The organism is Paracoccus angustae (assembly GCF_042648745.1).
Classification (GTDB): Bacteria; Pseudomonadota; Alphaproteobacteria; order Rhodobacterales; family Rhodobacteraceae; genus Paracoccus; species Paracoccus angustae.
Genome location: NZ_JBHRXY010000004.1, coordinates 11828 through 32295, shown reverse-complemented (window position 1 = coordinate 32295; position 20468 = coordinate 11828). Strand labels below are relative to the sequence as shown.

General features: G+C 69.8%; 20 protein-coding genes and 1 pseudogene. 3 read left to right on the top strand and 18 right to left on the bottom strand.

The features are described from left to right. Nucleotides 1-8: 8 nt before the first annotated feature. The 17 genes and pseudogenes from ACFOM8_RS07255 to uxaC all read right to left on the bottom strand — a co-directional run. Nucleotides 9-197 (bottom strand): annotated as a pseudogene (locus tag ACFOM8_RS07255) (hypothetical protein); the annotation flags it as partial. A gap of 149 nt (nucleotides 198-346) precedes the next feature. After that, on the bottom strand, nucleotides 347-1135 hold the full coding sequence (locus ACFOM8_RS07250; RefSeq protein WP_377760695.1) for an ABC transporter permease: 789 nt from the start codon (nucleotides 1133-1135) through the stop codon (nucleotides 347-349). Beyond that, nucleotides 1132-2319, bottom strand: a complete 1188-nt coding sequence (locus ACFOM8_RS07245; protein WP_377760693.1) for an ABC transporter substrate-binding protein — start codon at nucleotides 2317-2319, stop codon at nucleotides 1132-1134. The genes ACFOM8_RS07250 and ACFOM8_RS07245 overlap by 4 nt, the downstream gene beginning before the upstream one ends. Before the next feature lie 11 nt (nucleotides 2320-2330). After that, nucleotides 2331-3110, bottom strand: a complete 780-nt coding sequence (locus tag ACFOM8_RS07240) for an ABC transporter ATP-binding protein (protein WP_377760691.1) — start codon at nucleotides 3108-3110, stop codon at nucleotides 2331-2333. Beyond that, nucleotides 3107-4180 (bottom strand): acyl-CoA dehydrogenase family protein, encoded by a 1074-nt coding sequence (locus ACFOM8_RS07235; RefSeq protein ID WP_377760689.1) that lies wholly within the window; start codon nucleotides 4178-4180, stop codon nucleotides 3107-3109. The genes ACFOM8_RS07240 and ACFOM8_RS07235 overlap by 4 nt, the downstream gene beginning before the upstream one ends. Next, entirely contained in the window at nucleotides 4177-4743 is a 567-nt protein-coding gene (locus ACFOM8_RS07230) for a carboxymuconolactone decarboxylase family protein (RefSeq protein WP_377760687.1), read from the bottom strand. Before ACFOM8_RS07230 ends, ACFOM8_RS07235 begins: the two co-directional genes overlap by 4 nt. 159 nt (nucleotides 4744-4902) lie before the next feature. Beyond that, on the bottom strand, nucleotides 4903-5031 hold the full coding sequence (locus ACFOM8_RS07225) for a hypothetical protein (protein WP_377760685.1): 129 nt from the start codon (nucleotides 5029-5031) through the stop codon (nucleotides 4903-4905). 23 nt (nucleotides 5032-5054) lie between these two features. Further along, the gene (locus ACFOM8_RS07220) at nucleotides 5055-5429 is read right to left on the bottom strand and encodes a hypothetical protein (RefSeq protein WP_377760683.1); all 375 of its coding nucleotides are present in this window, start codon (nucleotides 5427-5429) and stop codon (nucleotides 5055-5057) included. A gap of 144 nt (nucleotides 5430-5573) precedes the next feature. Continuing rightward, nucleotides 5574-7052 carry a UxaA family hydrolase gene (locus tag ACFOM8_RS07215; RefSeq protein WP_377760681.1) on the bottom strand — a complete coding sequence of 493 codons (1479 nt, stop codon included), beginning with the start codon at nucleotides 7050-7052 and terminating at the stop codon, nucleotides 5574-5576. Continuing rightward, on the bottom strand, nucleotides 7045-8463 hold the full coding sequence (locus tag ACFOM8_RS07210) for a mannitol dehydrogenase family protein (RefSeq protein WP_377760679.1): 1419 nt from the start codon (nucleotides 8461-8463) through the stop codon (nucleotides 7045-7047). Before ACFOM8_RS07210 ends, ACFOM8_RS07215 begins: the two co-directional genes overlap by 8 nt. Beyond that, nucleotides 8441-9166, bottom strand: coding sequence for a 2-dehydro-3-deoxy-D-gluconate 5-dehydrogenase KduD (gene kduD / locus ACFOM8_RS07205; protein ID WP_377760677.1), 726 nt, complete (start codon nucleotides 9164-9166; stop codon nucleotides 8441-8443). Before kduD ends, ACFOM8_RS07210 begins: the two co-directional genes overlap by 23 nt. Next, nucleotides 9163-9990 carry a 5-dehydro-4-deoxy-D-glucuronate isomerase gene (kduI, locus tag ACFOM8_RS07200; protein WP_377760675.1) on the bottom strand — a complete coding sequence of 276 codons (828 nt, stop codon included), beginning with the start codon at nucleotides 9988-9990 and terminating at the stop codon, nucleotides 9163-9165. Before kduI ends, kduD begins: the two co-directional genes overlap by 4 nt. Before the next feature lie 13 nt (nucleotides 9991-10003). Beyond that, entirely contained in the window at nucleotides 10004-10285 is a 282-nt protein-coding gene (locus ACFOM8_RS07195) for a cupin domain-containing protein (protein ID WP_377760674.1), read from the bottom strand. Next, nucleotides 10282-11562: a TRAP transporter large permease gene (locus ACFOM8_RS07190; protein ID WP_377760671.1), complete on the bottom strand. Its 1281-nt coding sequence runs from the start codon at nucleotides 11560-11562 to the stop codon at nucleotides 10282-10284. Before ACFOM8_RS07190 ends, ACFOM8_RS07195 begins: the two co-directional genes overlap by 4 nt. Before the next feature lies 1 nt (nucleotide 11563). Continuing rightward, nucleotides 11564-12148, bottom strand: coding sequence for a TRAP transporter small permease (locus ACFOM8_RS07185; RefSeq protein ID WP_377760670.1), 585 nt, complete (start codon nucleotides 12146-12148; stop codon nucleotides 11564-11566). 51 nt (nucleotides 12149-12199) lie between these two features. Next, complete coding sequence (locus ACFOM8_RS07180; RefSeq protein WP_377760668.1) at nucleotides 12200-13177, bottom strand: TRAP transporter substrate-binding protein; 978 nt, start codon at nucleotides 13175-13177, stop codon at nucleotides 12200-12202. 23 nt (nucleotides 13178-13200) lie between these two features. After that, entirely contained in the window at nucleotides 13201-14607 is a 1407-nt protein-coding gene (gene uxaC, locus ACFOM8_RS07175) for a glucuronate isomerase (protein WP_377760666.1), read from the bottom strand. 87 nt (nucleotides 14608-14694) lie between these two features. On the opposite strand from uxaC, the gene ACFOM8_RS07170 reads away from it, so the two are divergent. Genes ACFOM8_RS07170 through ACFOM8_RS07160 form a run of 3 tightly spaced genes read left to right on the top strand, consistent with a single transcriptional unit; the run spans nucleotide 14695 to nucleotide 17605 of the window. Continuing rightward, nucleotides 14695-15393: a GntR family transcriptional regulator gene (locus ACFOM8_RS07170; RefSeq protein ID WP_377760664.1), complete on the top strand. Its 699-nt coding sequence runs from the start codon at nucleotides 14695-14697 to the stop codon at nucleotides 15391-15393. Between the two features lie 41 nt (nucleotides 15394-15434). Further along, the gene (gene uxuA, locus ACFOM8_RS07165; RefSeq protein WP_377760662.1) at nucleotides 15435-16655 is read left to right on the top strand and encodes a mannonate dehydratase; all 1221 of its coding nucleotides are present in this window, start codon (nucleotides 15435-15437) and stop codon (nucleotides 16653-16655) included. Then, nucleotides 16652-17605, top strand: coding sequence for a sugar kinase (locus ACFOM8_RS07160; RefSeq protein WP_377760660.1), 954 nt, complete (start codon nucleotides 16652-16654; stop codon nucleotides 17603-17605). The genes uxuA and ACFOM8_RS07160 overlap by 4 nt, the downstream gene beginning before the upstream one ends. Before the next feature lie 228 nt (nucleotides 17606-17833). Here the strand turns inward: ACFOM8_RS07160 and ACFOM8_RS07155 are convergent, their stop codons facing one another. Next, entirely contained in the window at nucleotides 17834-20455 is a 2622-nt protein-coding gene (locus tag ACFOM8_RS07155) for a molybdopterin-dependent oxidoreductase (protein ID WP_377760658.1), read from the bottom strand. Between the last annotated feature and the right edge of the window lie 13 nt (nucleotides 20456-20468).

Genomic DNA, 20468 nt, shown 5'->3' with positions numbered 1-20468 from the left:
GTGTGGCGCAGAACCTCGGGGTTGGTCAGGTCGAACAGGTGCTTGAACAGCCCCGGACAGCTGTCCTTGTAGACCGGCCCGCCCAGGATCAGCGTCAGCTTGTCCAGCGCCAGATCGGCCAGGGCGCGCGTCCTTGAAGGGGCTGAGGGCTGCCCGAAAAAGGGGCGGTGCGGAAGGCCACGCGCTTCTCCTGTCAACGACTTCTCTGGTCGTGTCTTAGGCGAAAGCTGCCTTTCGGGCGATTCCGAAGGTCCGGGCGGTTCTGGAACGTGCCGCCCGGGGCGGCGGCACCAGACGGAAGACTGGTTCCGCAGGCCGCGCAGGCCTGCCGCAGCGGCCCGACCCGTCAGGCGGCGGGGGCGACCCGGCGGATGGCGGCGCGCGCCAGGGCGTCCAGGCCATAGCCCAGCACGCCGATCACCAGCACCACGGCCATCAGCTGGTCATAGGCCAGCCTGTCGCGGGTATCGAGGATGAAATAGCCCAATCCCGCCTGCACGCCCAGCATCTCGGCCGGGACCAGGACGATCCAGGTGATGCCGATGGCCAGCCGCAATCCGGTCAGCACCTGCGGCAGGACGCCGGGCAGGATCACGCGGCCGAGCGTTTCCCAGCGGGTGGCGGCCAGGCTTCGGGACAGCAGCAGCCATTGCGGGTCCAGCTGGCGCACGCCCGCGGCGGTGTTCAGCAGGATCGGCCAAAGCGCGGCGAAACCCAGAAGAAAATAGATCGGCGCGTCGCCCACGCCGAACACCATCACCGCGATCGGCATCCAGGACAGCGGAGAGATCATGCGCAGGAACTGGAAGGCGGGCGTGGTCGCGGCCTCGGCCAGGCGCGAGGCGCCGACCAGAAGGCCCAGCGGCACCCCGGCCAGCAGCGCGGCGGCAAGGCCCACAAGGACGCGCCGCAGGCTTTGGCCGACATGCAGCCACAGGTCGGGGCCGGCCAGCAGGCCCGCCAGCGCCGGAAAGGCGCGCGAGGGCGAAAAGCGCCGGGCGAAGCTGGCGCCGTCCGCGATCACGTCGGTCGCCAGCCACCAGGCCAGCAGCAAGAGCCCGATGCCCGCCAGCCCCAGCACCGCGCCCCGCAGCCGCGACGGGCCGCGCGCCTTGTCAGCCGTCGCCGCGATCACGCCTGAACGACCTCGGTCCGCGTCCAGCCCTCGGGCAGGCCGAAGGCGGGCAGCCCGCCGACCCCTTCCAGGGCCTTTTTCACGAAGCTGTCGTCGACCAGATCGCCCGCCACGAAGTCCGGGTCCAGCGCGTCCAGAAAGCCCCGTTCGCCCTCGACCCGGGTGTCCTTGAGCATCCGCACCAGTTCGGCGGTATAGGACGGGAAGGGATAAGGTTGGAAATCTATGCGCTTGTCCTGCCAGTCGGGATGGCGGATCGCGCCCGAGGCGGCATAGCCCTGCATGTCGGTGTCCGAGGGCGTCAGCACGCGGGCCAGGATCTCGGGCGAATGGGGGGTGTATTTCTGCGGATCGGCCGCCGACAGCAGCCGCGCGGTTTCCGCGCGGTTGTCGCGAGTCCAGAGCTGCGCCTTGACCATGGCGTTCACGACCTTTTGCGACCATTCGGGACGGTTGGCCAGATGGTCCTCGTGCATGAAGACCAGGCAGCAGGCATGGTCGCGCCACACGTCGCCGGTGAAGCGCAGCACCTTGCCGATGCCGTTGACCTCGGCCGCGGCGTTGAAGGGCTCGGCCACGATGTAGCCGGCGATCTGGCCCGCGGCCAAGGCCGGCACCATGTCGGCGGGAGACATCAGCGACAGCGCCACCTGGTTTGCGGCAGGGGCGCCCGAGGTCACGATCTCCAGCCCGTTCTCGCGCAGCAGGCGTTGCAGCACGACGTTGTGGATCAAATACCAATAAGGGATCGCGACCGTCTTGCCGCCCAGATCCGCGACGCCCGCGATGCCGTTCGCCGCCGTCAGGGCGGACCCCGAGGTGTGGTTCCAGGCGACCACCTTGGCGGGCGTCCCGCCGCCGTAGCGCGCCCAGATGGTGATGGGCGACAAAAGATGGATGACGTTCACCTGGCCCGCCAGAAAGGCCTCGACGATCTGGGACCAGCCGCGGAGCATCACGGGCTTTTCCACGGCCAGGCCCTCGGCCTCGAAAAAGCCCTTGCCGTGGGCGACCAGCAGGGGCGTTGCGTCGGTGATCGGCAGATAGCCGATGCGCACGGGCTCGTCCGCGTCCTGGGCGCGGGCGGCGCGGGCGCGCAGAAAGGGCAGCGCCCCCGAGGCCGTCAGCAGCGCCGACAGGCGCATGATGTCGCGGCGGGAAAACAGGCTGTCTTCGGTCGGCATGGGACGGTCCTTCAATGGCGACGGATCGCGCGGCGCAACGCGCCCACGATGTCGATGCGGATGCGGCCAAGCTCGGCCAGGTGATCCTCGCGCGGGCGGGGCAGGTCAAGGCGCCATTCGCCGATCCGGCCCGCCGGGCTGCCGCCCAGCAGGATCGCGCGGTCGGACACCAGCAGAGCCTCGTCGATGTCGTGCGTCACCAGCACGGCCGCGGTCCGATAGTCGGCCACGACCTTGACCAGCAGGTCCTGCATCAAGGCCCGCGTCACCTCGTCCAGCGCGCCGAAGGGCTCGTCCAGCAGCAGCACCCGGGGCTGGCGGGCCAGGCAGCGGGCCAGCGCGGCGCGCTGCGCCATGCCGCCGGACAGGGCGGCGGGGCGCAGGCGGCGGGCATGGTCCAGCCCGACCTCGGCAATGGCGCGGTCGATGCGGGCTTGGCGCTCGCCCGGCGGCAGGTGCGGCTGGCGCCTGAAATCCAGGCCAAAGGCGACGTTGCGTTCCAGATCCAGCCAGGGCAGCAGGCCGGGCTGCTGGAAGGCCATGGCAAGCCGGGGATGGACGCCCGACAGGGGCGCGCCCTCCATCTCGATCCGGCCCGCATCGGGCGGCTGCAAGCCTGCCAGAACGCGCAACAGGCTGGACTTGCCCACCCCGCTCGGCCCCAGGACCGAGACGATCTCTCCGGGCGCAAGATCCAGGTTGAAGCCTTCCAGCACGGGGGCCGCCGCGCCGGGATAGCGCAGCGCCACCCCTGCGGCGCACAGCACGGGAGGGGCATCGCGCAAGCTCATGCGGCGCGGCCCATGGCGGCAAGGGCGGTGCGCAGCTGCACGGTGCTGGGGGTGATGATCGGGACAAAGGCCGCCTCGCGCCAGCGGCGGGCGAAGCCTTGGCCCGGCTCTTGCAGATAGCAGCGTCCGCCGCCCGCCTGCAATTCCAGCGATACCGCCTCGAACACGATGTCCGACAGGGCGATGCGCAGCTCGAACAGGGCGGCGGGCCGGGTGACGAAGCTGCCCGAGGCCAGGCCCGCGTCCAGCAAGGCGACCGTCTGGTCCAGCCGCGCCTGCAACGCGGTGACCGGGGCGGCCAGCACGCCGCGCCCGGCCCCGTCCGTTCCGGCGGCCTCGGCCAGGGCCCGCCGGGCAAGGCCGATGGCCATGCCGCATTGCAGGGCCAGAAAGGCCGGGCGCACGCCCGGCAGCCAGGCGGGGGCGTCGGCGGCGATGACGCGGTCGCGCCCGATGCGGACCCCCTCGATCCGCAGCGCGGCCGTGTCCGAGGACCGCATTCCCATCAGCGCCAGATCGGCGCTGCGCCGGACGCCCGGATCGTCATGGGCCAGCGCCACGATCATCGCCGGTCCGCCATCCGCCGGATCGGCAGCGGCGGCCACGAAAAATCCCTGCCCGCGCAGGTTCGTGACCCAGGGCAGCGTGCCGTCGATGACCAGATCGTCGCCGTCGGGGCGGGCCGCCACCTGCAACGGTTCCAGCCCCGCCAGGAACTTCATCACGTTCGACAGGCCCGAGGCCCCGGCCACCCGCCCCGCCAGCAGATCCGGCAAAAGCCGCTCGCGCAGGGCGTGGTTCGGGGTCTGGACCATGAATTCGACGAAACAGCGGTGGCCCCACAGCATAAAGGCGGCGGCCAGCGATTCGCGGGCCACGGCGGCGATCGTTCCCACCCCGTCCATGACCGCGCCGCCGGAACCGCCCAAGGCCCGCGGCACGCCGATCCTGGCCAACCCCGCGTCGCCCAAGCGCGGCAGGATCAGATCCGCAGGCACGTCGCCTGCGTCGATCCCCTCGGCCCGGGCGGCAAGCCATTCCGCCAGATCCTGCGGCAGCCCTCGCGTCATTGCGCGGGCACCACCGGGCGCCATTCATAGGCGGACAGTTCCGGGTTCAGCGCGGGCTGGCCCAGGTTGTTGGCAAAGTTGCACAGCGTCGCCAGGCTGACGCCCAGCACGACTTCCAGCGCGGCCCCATTGTCGAAACCGGCCGCCTTGAAGGCGGTCAGATCCGCGTCCGGCACCGCCCCGCGCGAGGCGATCACCGCCCTGGTGAACCGCGCCACCGCGTCCAGCCGGGCATCGGGAACGGTTGCTCCGTCCCGCAGGGCGCCGATCACCGCGCCGTCCAGTCCGGCCTTCCTGTCGGCAATGGCGCTGTGGCCCGCCACGCAGAAGCCGCAGCCATGGGTCGCCGCCGCGGCGATCTGCACCGCCTCGCGTTCGGCTAGCGTCAGGGACGTGCCGGCATTGATCGCCGACACGGTTTGATAGGCTTCCAGGGCCGCTGGGGCATTGGCCAGAAGCCGCACCAGGTTGGGCAGGAAGCCGTTGTTCTTTTGCGCGGCCTCCAGGCGGGGCCGGGCCGCCTCGGGCGCGTCCTCGATCGAGCGCAGGGGAAGTCTGCTCATGGGTTTCTCCGTCCGACGGGGGTCGCTGTCGCAGGGGACATTAGCCGGTCGCGTTCCCGCCGCAAGCCCGCGCGCCCCGCCTGCCCGCAAGAAGGAACGGGTTTTCCGGCAGGGGGGCCGGGACCGGAACTTTTTCCCCGGCTTCGGGCGCGGCGCCGGTCAGGCGGGCGTGAAAAGGCGCGAGGCCAGGTTCACCGCGTCCCCGGTGGCATGACAATCGAAGCGGGCGCCCGACGCCATGTTGCCGGCGATGCAGGTGCCGGTGTTGATGCCGATGCCGCTGGCCAAGCCCTCGCGCGCGAACTCCGTGTTCAGCGCGGCCGCGTGGCGATCATTTGGCGGGCTGAGGCCACCGCGCGGGCGGCATGGTCGGTCACGTCCAGCGGCGCGTTCCAGATGGCCGTCAGGCAGTCGCCTGTAGCCTTGACGACGGTCCCGTTTTCAACCTGCACCACCTGGGGCAATGGCTCCATCAGGCGGTGCAGGACCGCGTTCACGGCCAGCGCCATGACCGCATCGCCCCAGGACCGGCCCCAGGCGTCCGGGCCCTGGCGGTGCTGCTGACGCTTTTTCCGGCGCCTGGAGTCGTGATGCCGCTGAAGCCGGCGCGGAGCACGTCGCAGTTCCGGGGCGTCTGGCCGGACCAGGGCCAGCGCCTGCTGGCGACCCCGCCGGGCCGGCGACACGGGCTTGCTGTTCGAAGAACACGGCAGCAATAATGGGAACCTGGCCACCCTGCCCGGCGCAAGTTCCGCCTGGCCGATGGTCTGGCTGGCCCGCTTTGTGATCCTGCTGGCAGCCGGCCCCGGGGGCCGAGGCGCCGCCCGGCGTCACACCACCGCGCCGATCTGCCAGGGCACGAATTCATGGTCCCCCAGGCCCAGGTTCTCGGACCGGGTCGCCCGCCCCGATGCGGTGGCAAGGATCAGGTCCACGATCTCGCGCGCCTTGGTTTCCAGAGGCACGCCCCGGGACAGGATGTCGCCGCAGTTCAGGTCCATGTCGTCGGGCATGGCCGCGAACAGCGCGTCGTTGGTGGCCAGCTTGATCGTCGGCGCGGGTTTCGATCCGAAGGCCGATCCGCGGCCGGTGGTGAAAACGATCAGCTGCGCTCCTCCGGCGATCTGGCCGGTGGCCGAGACGGGATCGTAGCCCGGCGTGTCCATGAAGTTCAGCCCCGGCGCGGTGATCGGTTCGGCATAATCCAGGACCGCGTTCAGCGGCGTGGCCCCGGCCTTGGCAACCGCGCCCAGGGATTTTTCCAGGATCGTGGTCAGCCCGCCCGCCTTGTTGCCGGGACTTGGATTGTTGTCCAGCGACGCGCCGTTGCGGGCCGCGTAATCCTCCCACCAGCGGAGCCGTTCCAGCAGCCTTTCGGCAATCGCGGGCGAGGCCGCGCGGTCCAGCAGCAGCCGTTCCGCGCCATAGATCTCGGGCGTTTCGGACAGCACCACCGATGCGCCCTGCGCGGCCAGCATGTCGCAGGCAACCCCAAGGGCGGGATTGGCGGTGATGCCGGAAAACCCGTCCGATCCGCCGCATTGCAGGCCGATCTTCAGCTTGGCGGCGGGCGCGGGCGCGCGGCGGATGTCGTTGACCTGCGGCAGCAGGGCGCGGACCCGGGCCTTGATCGCGTCGATGGTGGCCCGGGTGCCGCCGTTCTCCTGGATGGTGAGGCCGTGAAAGCGCGCGGCCTGCCCCAGTTCCCGCTTCATGCGGGCGATCTGCATCACCTCGCAGCCCAGGCCCACGAACAGGGCCGCGCCCACGTTCGGATGGCCCGCATGGCCGGTCAGAACGCGTTGCAGGGCGGTCCAGCCCGGGCCGCTGTCGGCCATGCCGCAGCCTGTGCCGTGGGCAAAGGCCACGACGCCGTCGACATGGGGAAAGGGGGCCAGCGCGCCTTCGATGCGCAGCTCCTCGGCGGCGCGGCGGATCACGGTGGCGGAACAGTTCACCGTCGCCACCAGGGCGACGAAGTTGCGGGTGCCCACCTGCCCGCCCGCGCGGCGATAGCCGTCAAAGTTCAGGGCGGGGCCGCGACAACGCTCCAGCGCCGCCTGCGCCGCCGCCAGCCCCGCGCCGGGGCGATAATCGCGGCCATGTTCGCCGAAGGCGCAGTTGTGGCTGTGGACATGGGCGCCCGCCGCGATCCCCTCGGTCGCATAGCCGATGACCTGGCCGTATTTGATTACCGCCGCGCCGGGGGCGATGGCCGTGCGCGCGATCTTGTGGCCCGCCGGGGCGATCCCCTTTTCGGTCAGGATCGCCACGGTGTCGGCGGGGTTGAGGACCAGAGGCTCAGGCATCGACCCTGCCCTGGATGCAGGCCCGCGCCCCGTCGCGGACCAAGCCGGCCAAGGCGTCCGTCACGTCCGCCGCAAAGCCCGCGTCCTCGCGCAGCGCGGGCGGAAAGACCTCGGCCAGGCGCAGGAAGCCCGCGACCGTCTGCGCCGGATCGTCGCGCCACAGGGCGGCAAGGCGGAGGGCCAGCGGATCCCTGACCTCGATCGCCGCGCCCTGTTCGTCGCGGCCCGAGGTGTAGCGCATCCAGGCCGCGACGGCCAAGGTCAGCCCCGGCACGGCGCGTCCCGCCGCCCGGCTTTCCGCGATGGTGCCCAGGATGCGCTGCGGCAGCTTCTGGCTGCCGTCCATCGCGATCTGCCAGGTGCGGTGGCGGATCGCCGGATTGGCGTAGCGCGCCGCCAGCGCGTCGGCATAGGCGCCCGGATCCTCTCCGGGCGGAGGGGTCAGCGCCGGGATGATCTCGTGGCGCCACAGGCCGCGCACGAAGCGGGCGAAGACCGGATCGGCCATCGTGTCCGCGATCGTTTCGTGCCCCGCCAGATAGCCGAGATAGGCGAGGCTGGAATGGGTGCCGTTCAGCATCCGCAGCTTCATGTGTTCATAGGGGGTCACGTCGGCGACCATCTGCACGCCGACGGTTTCGAAGGCGGGGCGGGGACCGCAGAAATCGTTCTCGATCACCCACTGGCGGAAGGGTTCGTGCATGACCGGGGCCTCGTCGCGGTATCCGGCCGCGGCTTCCAGCCGGTCCAGGTCGGCGGGCGTGGCGGCGGGCACGATGCGGTCCACCATGGTCGCGGGAAAGGCGCCGTTCGCAAGGATCCAGTCCGCCAGCGCGGGGTCGATCAGGCGGGCAAGTTCCCCCACCACGCCGCGCACCACCCGGCCGTTTTCCGGCAGGTTGTCGCAGCACAGCACCGTGAAGGGCGGCAGCCCCGCCGCGCGGCGGGCGGCCAGGGCGCGCACCAGAAAGCCCGGCGCGGATCGAGGCAGCGGGTTTGCCAGATCGTGCGCGATGTCGGGATGGTCGCGGTTCAGCCGCCCCGTGGACGGCTCGTGGCAATAGCCCTTTTCCGTTACCGTCAGGCTGACGATATGGGTGGCGGGCGAGGCCATGGCGTCCAGCACCGCCTGGCGGTCTTCGGACGCGACCAGCACGTCGCGCAGAACCGTGACCACCTGCGGCTTCTCGCCGTCGGGGCCAAGCTCCACCGCCGTATAGGCCCAGCCTTGCGGTTGCAGCCTGTCGCGCGTGCCCGGCGATTGCAGCGACACGCCGGTGATGCCCCAACCGCCCGCCTGCGCGACATAGATCGCCCCATGGGCGCGGAAGAAGGCGCCGAGGCCCAGATGGACGATGCCCGCCTTGGCCGTGGGGTCGCGGTAAAGCCTATCGCGCAAGCCAGCCTCCATCGACGTTCAGAACCGCGCCGTTGATGTAGTCGGACGCCGCCGCTGCCAGGAACACGGCGGTCTGGCCGATGTCCTCGGGGCGGCCCCAGCGGCCCGCGGGGATGCGGTCCAGGATCGCGCGGGACCGGTCGGGATCGGCGCGCAGGGCGGTGGTGTTGTTGGTCTCGATATAGCCCGGCGCAATGGCGTTGACGTTGAGGCCGGATGCCGCCCATTCGTTCGCCATCAGCCTGGTCAGGCCCGCGACGCCGTGCTTGCTGGCCGTATAGGACGGCACCCGGATGCCGCCCTGGAAGGACAGCAGCGACGCGATGTTGACGATCTTGCCCCGTCCGCGCGGCAGCGCGGCGCGCGCGAAAGCCTGGCAGGTGAAGAACAGCGCCTTGAGGTTGGTGTCCATCACCGCGTCCCAGTCGGCCTCGGAGAAATCGACCGCGTCGGCGCGGCGGATGATGCCCGCGTTGTTGACCAGAATGTCGATGCGTTCGCCGGAAAACACGTCTCGCGCGGCCATGGGGTCGCCGAAATCCAGCCGCATCTGCCGTCCGCCGCCCATCAGCGCCAGCGTTTCGTCGCAGTCGCGGCGGCCGGCGGCGATCACATCGGCCCCGGCCTGCGCCATCGCCACGGCGATCGCCTGCCCGATGCCGGTGTTGGCGCCGGTCACAAGCGCGGTCCGGCCCTCCAGCGAAAACGGGTTCACCGCAGATCCTCCGGCTGGACAAAGTCCATGTCGGTGTAATCCACGTTGTCGCCCGCCATGGCCCAGATGAAGGTATAGCCGCCGATCCCCGCCCCCGAATGGACCGACCACGGCGGCGAGATCACCGCCTGCTCGTTGGCGACGAAGATGTGCCGGGTTTCCCGAGGTTCGCCCATCAGGTGCAGGACGCGGGCTTCCGGCGCCATGCCGTGATACAGGTATGCCTCCATCCGCCGGTCGTGGACATGCGAGGGGATGGTGTTCCAGACCGATCCGTCCTCCAGCGTGGTGTAGCCCAGCACAAGCTGGCAGCTTTCCATGACCAGCGGATGGATGAACTGGCGGATGGTGCGCTTGTTGGACGTTTCCACCGCGCCGGTCTTCATCTCCTTGGCCTCTGCCACCGTGACCAGCCGGCAGGGCAGTTCCCGGTGGGCGGGGCAGGAGGCGATGTAGAACCGCCCCCCGCCGCTGAAGGTCACCGCGCCGGAACCCATGCCCAGATAAAGGACATCGCCGTTTTTCATCTCCCAGGTCTGGCCCGCCGCCGTGACGCTGCCGGTGCCGCCGATGTTGACGATGCCCATCTCGCGCCGTTCCAGAAAGGTGCCGGTCTTGGTTTCCTCGATTTTCTTCAGGGATATGTCGGCCCCGTTCGGCACCGCGCCGCCCACCACGAAGCGGTCGTAATGGGTGTAGACCAGCCGGACTTCGGCGTCGGCAAACAGGCCCTCGGCCAGGAAATGCCGGCGCAGGTCCGCCGTGTCCATGCGCTTGGCATGGTCGGGATGGATCGCGTGGCGGGTTTCGACATGGGTGGTCATGGTCTTGGGCCTTTCACAGGAAATCGTCGCGGCGAGGGGTGAAGCTGTCGATCAGCACGCCCCCCTCCAGGCAGGTGCAGCCGTGTTCGGCGTTCGAGGGGATCACGAAGGCGTCGCCCGGCCCGACCTGAAACTCGCGGCCGTTTACGGTGAAGCGGTAGCGGCCCGACTGCACATAGGTCGATTGCACATGGGGATGGCTGTGCGGCGCGCCCCGGTCGCCCGCGTCGAAGGCGAAGCGGACAACCATCAGGTCGGGCGCGTGGGCCAGCACGGTGCGGACGGGATCGCTCATCGGAAGACGCTCGGCAGCCAGAGGGACAGGGCGGGGATGTATGTCACCAGCATCAGCGTGGCGAAGGCCGCCCCGTAAAAGGGCCAGATCGTGCGCATGGCCTGCCAGATGCTGATGCGGCCCACGGCGCAACCCACGAACAGCACCGCGCCCACCGGCGGCGTGCAAAGGCCGATCCCCAGGTTCAGGATCAGGATCACCCCGAAATGCACCGGATCGACGCCGAAGGCGGTGGCCACGGGCAGAAAGATCGGCGTGGTGATGACGATCAGCGGCGACATGTCCATGAAGGTGCCCAGGATCAGCAGGATCACGTTCATCAGCAGCAGGATCACCAGCGGATTGCTGGACAAGCCTTGCAGGATCTCGACCAGTTGCGTCGGCACCTTGAGATAGGCCAGCAGCCAGCCGAAGCAGGCCGCGCAGCCGATCACCAGCAGCACCATGGCGGTGGTGCGGACGGCGCCCTTTGTCGCCTCGATGAATTCCGACAAAGGCAGGCTGCGATAGACCAGGGCGGTCACCAGCAGCGCATAGACCACCGCGATGTTCGAGGATTCCGACGCCGTGAACCAGCCCGAGCGCACGCCGCCGAAGATGATCGCGATCAGGATCAGGCCGGGCATGGCCGACACGAACAGCGCGCCCACGGCGGCAAGGCCGGGGAAGGGCTCGGTCGGGTAGCCGCGCTTTTTCGCCACCCACCAGGTCGCGACCATCAGGCTGGCGGCCAGCACCAGGCCGGGGATGATGCCCGCGGTGAACAGGTCGGCGATGGACAGCCGGCCCCCGGCGGCGATGGAATAGATGATCATGTTGTGGCTGGGCGGGATCATCAGCGCGATGATGGAACTGACCACGGTAATGTTGACGGCATAGTCCACGTCATAGCCGCGCGCCTTCATCTGCGGCACCATCAGGCCGCCGACCGCGCTGGCGTCCGCCGCGGCCGATCCCGACACGCCCCCGAACATCAGGGACGCCACGATGTTGACCTGCCCGAGGCCGCCGCGCATGTGCCCGATCAGCGATCCGGCAAGCGCCACAAGGCGGCGGGCGATGTCGCCCCTGACCATCAGGTCGCCCGCGAAGATGAAGAACGGAATGGCCATCAGCGCGAAGACGGAAATGCCCGAATTCAGGCGCTGGAACACCACCACCGGCGGCAGGCCCAGATACAGCACGGTGAAGAAGGACGACGCGCCAAGGCAGAAGGCCACGGGCGTTCCGATCAGAAGCAGCGCCACGAAGCTGCCGAACAGGATCCACAATTCCATCTCATCTCTCCTGGTGCAGCATGGCTTCGGCGCGGCCCGGGGCCGCATGGCCGTCAGGGGTGCCGTCGGCCGCATCGTCCATGTCGCCGAAGCGCGCCGTCTTCAGGCCCGCCGCGCGGCGCAGGATGCGTTCCACCGAAAACAGGACCAGCAGCACGCCCCCGCCGATCACCGGCGCGAAGTCCCAGATGCGGGAAATGCCAAGCCCCGGCACCACGCCGCTGGCGGCCTTGGCGGCAAGCTGCCAGCCGTACCAGGCCATGCCAAGGCCGAAGGCCGTCACGACCAGATCGGACAGCGAATGGAACCACGGACGCCAGCTTTCCGGCACCACCATCAGGCCCACGTCGAAGGACAGGTGATAACCCTCCTTCACGCCCACGGCCGCGCCCAGGAAGATGAACCAGCCCATCAGCATGACGCTGGCGGGTTCGGCCCAGAACAGGCTGGTGCCCAGCACATAGCGCCAGACCACCTGGGCAAAGACGAAGGCGGTCATCAGCACCAGCCCGATCCCGGCGATCCACAGGCCCACTGTCGCCACGGCGCCGGTCAGCCCGGCCAGTCTTGTCAAAGCGTCGCGCATCGCGTGCCCCCGTTGGAAAAAGGCCGCCCCATGAAGGGGCGGCCGTGCCGTTCACTTGGTTTCGCGGATGCGCTTGATCAGATCCTGCTCCTCGGGCGTGTCGGCGTATTTTTCATAGACGGGGGCCATCGCCTCGATGAAGGCGGTCTTGTCCACGTCCTTGACGACCTCGGCGCCCGCCGCCACGACCTTTTCCTCGCTGGCCTTTTCCTGTTCGGCCCAGAGCCTGCGCTGCAAGCTGGCCGAGTTTTTGGCGGCCGTGCGCATGATCTCCTGATCCTCGGGCGAGAGCTTGTCCCAGGTGGCCTTGGACACCGCGACCAGTTCCGGGACCATCAGGTGCTGGTCCAGCGTGAAATACTTGGCGACCTCGGCATGGCCGGAACTGTCATAGGACGGGAAGTTGTTTTCCGCCCCGTCGATCACGCCGGTCTGGATGGACGAATAAACCTCGCCATAGGGCATGGGCGTGGCGTTGGCGCCAAGCGCCGCCATCATGTCCACGAACACGTCGTTCTGCATGACGCGGAACTTCATGCCCTTCAGGTCCTCGACCGTCTGGATCGGCTTTTGCGAGTTGTAGAAGTTGCGCGCCCCGCCGTCGTAATAAGCCAGCGCGATCAGGTCGCGTTCCGCGAAATCCTCGGCGATCTCCTCGCCGATGGGGCCGTCCATGACCGCGTGCTGGTGTTCGGGCGAGGTGAACAGATAAGGCAGCGACAGGGTCTGCGTGACCGGCACGATGTCGTTGAACGACCCGAAGGACGCGCGCACCATGTCGATGACGCCGAACTGGGTCTGCTCGATGGTGTCCTTTTCCTCGCCCAGTTGGGACGACGGAAACACCTCGATGCAGATGCGGCCGCCGGTCTTTTCCTTGACCTCGGCGGCCATGGCCTTGACGCCCTCGACGGTGGGATAGCCGTCGGGATGGGTGTCGGACGACCGCAGGGTGGTTTCGCATTCCTGGGCGGCGGCAAGCGATGCCGTGGCCAGCAGCGCGGCCATGGTGGCGGTGACGAACTTCATGGTTTTCCTCCCGTTGGTGAAGCTCAGAGCTTGTAGGCCTTCTTGGCGAGGCCGTAGGTCAGTTGGCGCGCAAGATCGGGCGCTTCGTCCTCGCGGAGGCGTCCGGTGGCGACGAGGGTGGCCAGAAAGGCGCAATCCACGCGGCGCGCGACATCGTGGCGCGCGGGGATCGAGCAAAAGGCGCGGGTGTCGTCGTTGAAGCCCACGGTGTTGTGGAAGCCCGCGGTTTCCGTGGCCATCTGGCGAAAGCGCATCATGCCTTCGGGGCTGTCGTGGAACCACCAGGGCGGCCCGAGCCGCAGGCAGGGATAGGCGCCGGCCAGCGGCGCCAGTTCGCGCGAATAGCTGGTCTCGTCCAGGGTGAACAGGATCACCGTCAGGTCGGGACGCATCCCCACCGCGTTCAGCAGTGGGCGCAGGGCTGCGACGTAATCCGTGCGGCCGGGAATGTCGAAGCCCTTGTCGCGGCCATGGACCGTCATCACAGGGCCGGAATGGTTGCGGCGCGCGCCGGGATGGATCTGCATCACAAGCCCGTCCTCCAGGCTCATCCGCGCCATCTCGGTCAGCATCTGCCCGCGGAAGGCGTCGGCTTCGTCAGGGGTGCAGGCGCCGCGCAGGGCCTTCCCGAACAGCGCCGCCGCATCCGCCTGCGGCAGATCCTCGGTCCGCGCGGTGGCATGGCCGTGGTCGCTGGAGGTCGCGCCGAACTGCTTGAAAAAGGCCCGCCGCGCGCGGTGCGCGTCCAGATAGCCGTTCCAGGTGGCGGTGTCGAAGCCGGTCTGCTGACCCATCAGCGCGACATTCTCGGCAAAGCCCGCCATCTCGGGATCCACCACGCCGTCGGGGCGATAGGCGGTGACGACGCGCCCGTCCCAGCCGGACCCGCGGATTATCCGGTGCCAGCGCAGGTCGTCGGTGGCAGGCTCGGTGGTGGCGATCACCTCGATCCCGAACCGCTTGAACAGCGCGCGGGGGCGGAACTCGGGGCGCGACAGGCAATCGGCGATGTGGTCGTAATACCAGTCGGCCGTTTCCGCCGACAGGCGGCGGTCGATGCCGAAGACATGCTGGAAGCCGTGGTCCAGCCACAGCCGCGAGGGGGTGCCCGCGAACAGGTGGTAATGGCTGGCGAACAGCCGCCAGATGCGGCGCCCGTCCGTTTCGGTCGGGCCGCCGTCCACGCGCGGCACGCCCAGGTCGGTCAGCGCCACCCCCTGCGAAACCAGCATCCGAAAGACATAATGATCGGGCGTCACGAACAGCTGCGCGGGATCGGGGAAAGGCTGATCCTCGGCGAACCAGCGGGGGTCGGTATGGCCGTGCGGGCTGACGATCGGCAGGTCGCAAACCGTTCCGTAAAGGCCGCGCGCCAGATCGCGCAAGGCAGGCTCGACCGGAAACAGGCGATCCTCGTCCAGAAGCGGCATCTGCAAGTCTCCCTCCGGATCGCCTTGCGGGCCTTCTAGTCATCTAATATGCTAGTCTGGCAAATGCGTCAACGTGGTGGGTCCGACATGCCGACAGAAACCGCAGCAGCCCTGCCCTTGCTGGACGAGTTGCGCCCGCGCACCGTCACCGACCAGATCTATGACGCGCTGTATCAACGGGTCATCAACCTGAGCCTTCCTCCCGGCGCAAAGCTGTCCGAGGCCGAGGTCGCGGCCCAGATGGGCGTGTCCCGCCAGCCGGTGCGCGATGCGTTTTACCGGCTGTCACAACTGGGTTTTATCCAGATCCGTCCGCAGCGAGCCACCGTCGTCACCCCCATTTCCGAAGAGGCGATCCGCCAGGCCTTCTTTATCCGCCTCGCGCTGGAGATCGCCTGCATCCGCGAGGCGGCCCGTAAGCTGACCCCCGCCCATCACGACGCGCTGCAAGGCCTGATCGCGCGGCAGCAGGCCGCCATCGCCGCCGACGACCGCGGCGGCTTTCACGCGCTGGACGACCAGTTCCACCACGACATCTGCGCCTATTCGGGCCTGGAATTCGTCTGGACGCTGGTCAAGGACAACAAGGGCCACATGGACCGTGCGCGCTGGCTGTCCTTGTCCTACAACGCCCGCAACGCGATGGAGGAGCACAAGGTGATCCTGTCCGCGCTGCGCGAGCGGGACGAGAACAAGGCCGTGGCGGCCATCGGGCTGCACCTGTCGCGCATCAACGACACGCTGGACCGCCTGCGCGCCGAGCAGCCCGAGATGCTGGGGCACTAGCCCGCCAGCCAAAGACCGACATGCCATTCGGGGAGGAATGAATGCGACACACCTGGCGGTGGTTCGGCCCGCGCGACCGGGTCTCGACCGACGACATGCTGCAAGCGGGGGTGCAGGGCGTGGTGACCGCCCTGCACCACCTGCCCACCGGCGCGGTCTGGACGCCCGAGGAGATCGCCCGGCGCCAGCGCGAGCTGGCTGTGATGACCGACGGCACGCATTCCGGCCTGGAATGGGAGGTGGTCGAGAGCCTGCCCGTCAGCGAGGCGGTCAAGACCCAGACCGGCGACTGGCGCGATCACGTGGCGAACTGGATCCGGTCCATGCGGAACCTGCACGCGGCGGGGATCCGGGTGATCTGCTACAACTTCATGCCGGTGCTGGACTGGACGCGGACCGACCTGGCCTGGCGGCGTCCCACCGGCGCGCGCTGCATGCGGTTCGACTATACCGACTTCGCCGCCTTCGACATCCATATCCTGCAACGCCCGGGCGCGGCCGGGGACTTTCCCGAAGCGGTCCGCGACGAGGCCGCCCGCCGCTTCGCCGCCATGGACGACGCGACGCGCCAGGCCTTGGCCGGGAACGTGGTTTTCGGCCTGCCGGGGGCCGCGGAACATTTCACCCTGTCCGACGTGCGGGCGCTGCTGGACAGCTATGCCCCGGTGACCGACACGGTGCTGCGGCGGCATTTCCACGACTTCCTGGAACAGGTGGCCCCCGTCGCGCAGGATCTGGGGATGCGGTTGTGCTGCCATCCCGACGACCCGCCCTTCCCGCTGCTGGGCCTGCCCCGCATCATGTCCACCGAGGCCGACTTTGCCGAGCGCATGGCCGCCGTGGACCTGCCCGCGAACGGGATCACGCTCTGTTCGGGATCCCTGGGGGCGCGGCCCGACAACGACCTGCCCGGCATGATGGACCGGCTGGGCGGCCGGGTGCATTTCCTGCATCTGCGCAATGTCCGGCGCGACACCGGCGCCATCGCCGGATCCTTTTTCGAGGACGAGCATCTGGCGGGCCAGACCGACATGGTGGCCCTGATCGCCGCCATCCTGCGCGAGGAGAACCGCCGCCGCGCCGCCGGACGCGAGGACTGGACCATCCCCATGCGCCCCGACCACGGCCAAGACATCCTGGACGACATCGGACGCGGCGGCCAGCCCGGCTATCCGGCGATCGGCCGTCTGAAGGGGCTGGCCGAACTGCGCGGGGTCGAGACCGCGCTGTCCCATCCCGCCGCGCGGGGCGCCCGGCCATGACCGCGCCCCTGATCCTGTCCATCGGCGAGGCGATGGTGGAACTGTCGCAGGCCGGGGGCGAGTTGTGGTCGCTGGGCATCGCGGGCGACACGCTGAACACCGCCTGGTATCTGCGCCGCTGCCTGGGCCCCGACTGGCGCGTGGGCTATTTCAGCCGCGTGGGCACGGGCGAGTTCTCGCAAAAGATGCTGCGCTTCCTGGCCGCCGAGGGGATCGAGGCCGACCACGTGTCCCCCGATCCGCAGCGCGAGATCGGGCTTTACGCGATCTCGCTGAAGGATGGCGAGCGCAGCTTTTCCTATTGGCGCGGCCAGTCCGCCGCGCGCGGGCTGGCCGACGATCCGCAGCGCCTTGCCCGGGCGCTGAATGACTGCCGGATTGCCTATTTTTCCGGGATCACGCTGGCGATCCTGCCTCCTGAGGGCCGCGCGGCCCTGCTGGATGCGGCGGCGGATGCGCGGTCCGCAGGCTGCCGGATCGTCTTCGACCCGAACCTCCGCCCCCGGCTGTGGGACAACGCCGGGGACATGCGCCGCTGGATCGAGCGTGCGGCGGGCGCCGCCGATCTGGTCCTGCCCAGCTTCGACGACGAGGCGGCCCATTTCGGGGACGCGGACCCCCGGGCCACGGCCGCGCGCTATCTGCGGCTCGGGGCGGGCCGGGTGGTAGTGAAGAACGGCGGCGGGCCGGTGCATCACGCGGGGCCGGAAGGCGCCGGAACGGTCGCCGACCTGGATCGCGTCGCCCCCGTGGACAGCACCGCCGCGGGCGACAGCTTCAACGCGGGCTTTCTTGCCGCGGCCTTGCAGGGGGCCGACCCCGCAACCGCGATCCGCGCGGCCCACGGGCTGAGCCTCAAGGTCGTTTCCCATCCCGGCGCCCTGGTCCGGCAGGCCTTTCCGGGAAACGGCGCGGGGCAGGATCCCTCAGGCGCGGTTCGTCGGGCCTGAAAGGCCGCAAGGCCGGTCACGGTGCCCGTTGCGTGATCGGACCGCCCGCCATGGGCGGCGCAGGCGGCGAACCCGATCCTGCCGTTGTCCGGCGGCGGCGAAGGTCGGCGCCCCGTCGGGGAACCCTGTCCGTCCGGCGAAACACCTGACCCGGCGCAAGCGCGTTCCCGTCGCGCGGTGGCGGCAGCGATGGGCGCCGCAGGCATGTTCCGGCACGGCAACCGCTTTTCAGCAAGGATCGGCCGCCCGCGCCCTGGCGGTTCCCAGCAGGCTTTTCAGTTCGGGGCGGCACGACCCGCAACTGGTGCCCGCGCCCAGGGCCTTGCCGATGGCCTCGACGGTGGTCAGGCCCTGGGCGGCGACCGCGCGCCGGATGGCGTCCGCACCCACCCCCAAGCAGGCGCAGACCGTGGCGCCCTCGTCGGGCTGGTCAGCGCCCGGCCGCCCGGCCAGGATGTCGCCCCGGCATTCCCGTCCCAGGGCCGCGGCGACATGGCTGCGCGACAGGGCCGCCGGTTCGCGCGCCACGAACAGGGCGGCCGACAGCCGCCCGTCCTCGACGAACGCCATTCGCAGGATGCCTTTGCGCGGATCGCGGAAAATCAGCGGATCGCCCCCGACGCCCAGCATGGCCCGGGCGGCGGCGGTCCAGTCCTGCGGCTCGGTCCGCCCCGCAAGCTCTGCCTGGTGCCCGCCGGGCAGGGTGGCGCGCGCCCAGTAATCGCAGGCGGGCCGGATGGTCCTGGCCGAAACCGCATAGCCGTACCAGGCCGCCGCGAAGGGCCGGATGGCGACGGGGGCCGATTTCGACGCGGGCTGGCCCGACACGGGATCGACCAGCCCGCCCACCAGCGCGTCGATGCGGCTCGAGGGCGCCGTTTCGCCGGTCCAGTGGATCGGGGCGAAAGGGTGGCCGGGCGCGGCCCGGTCCGTCACCAGCACCCGCAGGATGGCGCGGCCATGGGGGCTTGTCACCCGGGCCAGCGCGGCCGGGGCCAAACCGAGGCGCGCGGCATCCTGCGGGTGCAGTTCCAGGAACGGCTCGGCCAGGTGGCGCGACAGGCGCGGCGACAGGCCCGTGCGTGTCATGGTGTGCCAATGGTCGCGGACCCGCCCGGTGTTCAACCGGAACGGATGGGCCTTTCCCAGCGGCTGCGGCGGGCGCGGCGTGACCGCCACCATCCGCGCCCGGCCCGACGGCGTGTGGAAGCGCCCGTCGCCGAAGAAGCGCCCGCCCCTGCGGGTGGCCGACCGCGGCCACAGGAACGGCTCCAGCGCGTCGTATTCCGCCGCCGTGATCCCGGCATGAACCGAAATGTCGAAGTCGCCGCCAAGCGCCCCCGCGACGCCCGACAGCGCGGCATGTTCGGCAAAGACCTGGGCCGGTCCGGTCCAGGCGAAGGCCTTGCCCCAACCCATGCGCCCGGCGACATCGGCGATGATGCGCCAGTCGTCGCGGGCCTGGCCCGCGGGGGCCAGGCTGCGCCGCTGGCGGCTGATGCGGCGTTCGGAGTTGGTGACGGTGCCGTTCTTCTCGCCCCAGCCGGTCGCGGGCAGAAGCACGTGCGCCAGACGCGCGGTGTCGGTGCGGGCCATGATGTCCGACACCACCACGAAGTCGCAGCCCGCGATGGCGCGGGCCACCCGGTCGGCCTCGGGCATGGTGGCGGCGGGATTGGTGCAGATGATCCACAGCGCCTTGATGCGCCCGTCCTCCACCGCGCGGAACATGTCCACGGCCTTGAGCCCCGGCGCGGAAGCCATTCGGGGCGCGTTCCAGAAGCCCCTCACGGCATCGCGATGCGCCGGGTTCTGGATGTCCAGGTGGCAGGCCAGGGCGTTGGCAAGGCCGCCCACCTCGCGCCCGCCCATGGCGTTGGGCTGGCCGGTCACACTGAACGGCCCCATGCCGGGGCGGCCGATGCGGCCCGTCGCCAGGTGGCAGTTCAGGATCGCGTTCACCTTGTCGGTGCCGCTGTCGGACTGGTTGATGCCCTGCGAATAAACGGTGACGACGCGGGTGCTGCCGCACCACAGATCCAGGAACTGCCGGATCGCGCCGCGGGGCAGCCCGGTGGCGGCGGGCTGCGTGGCGCGGGCGGCGGCCAGCGCCTCGGCCAGGTTCTCGGGGTTTTCCGTGACCAGCCCGCGCCGGTGGATCTCGGCCAGCAGCAGGTTGAACAGGGCCGCGTCCGATCCCGCCGCCAGGGGCAGGTGCAGGTCGGCGATGTCGCAGGTGGCGGTGCGGCGCGGGTCGATCACGACGACCTTCGTGCCCCGCGTCTCGCGCGCGGCGGCCAGGCGCTGATAAAGGACTGGATGGCACCAGGCGAGGTTCGAGCCGACCAGCACCACGCAATCGGCCGCCTCCAGGTCCTCGTAAAGGCCGGGCACGGTGTCGGACCCGAAGGCCCGGCAATGGCCCGCCACGGAAGACGCCATGCACAGCCGCGAATTGGTGTCGATGTTGGCGCTGCCGATGAAGCCCTTCATCAGCTTGTTGGCGGCATAGTAATCCTCGGTCAGCAACTGGCCCGAAACATACATCGCCACCGCGCCGGGCCCGTGTTCCGCAACCGTGTCGGAAAACCGCCGCGCCACCAGATCGAGCGCCTGGTCCCAGCCGGCCTCTTGCCCGCCGATCCGGGGGGCCAGCAGGCGGCCCTTCAGGCCCAGGGTCTCGCCCAGGGCCGAGCCCTTGACGCAAAGGCGCCCGCCATTCGCCGGATGGGCGGGATCGCCCGCGACGGCAAGCCCCCCTGCCCCGTCCGGCGTGGCAAGGATCCCGCAGCCGACCCCGCAATAAGGGCAGGTGGTGCGGATGGCGGGGCGCGGGGTCTGGATGGTCATGGCGGGCTGTCCC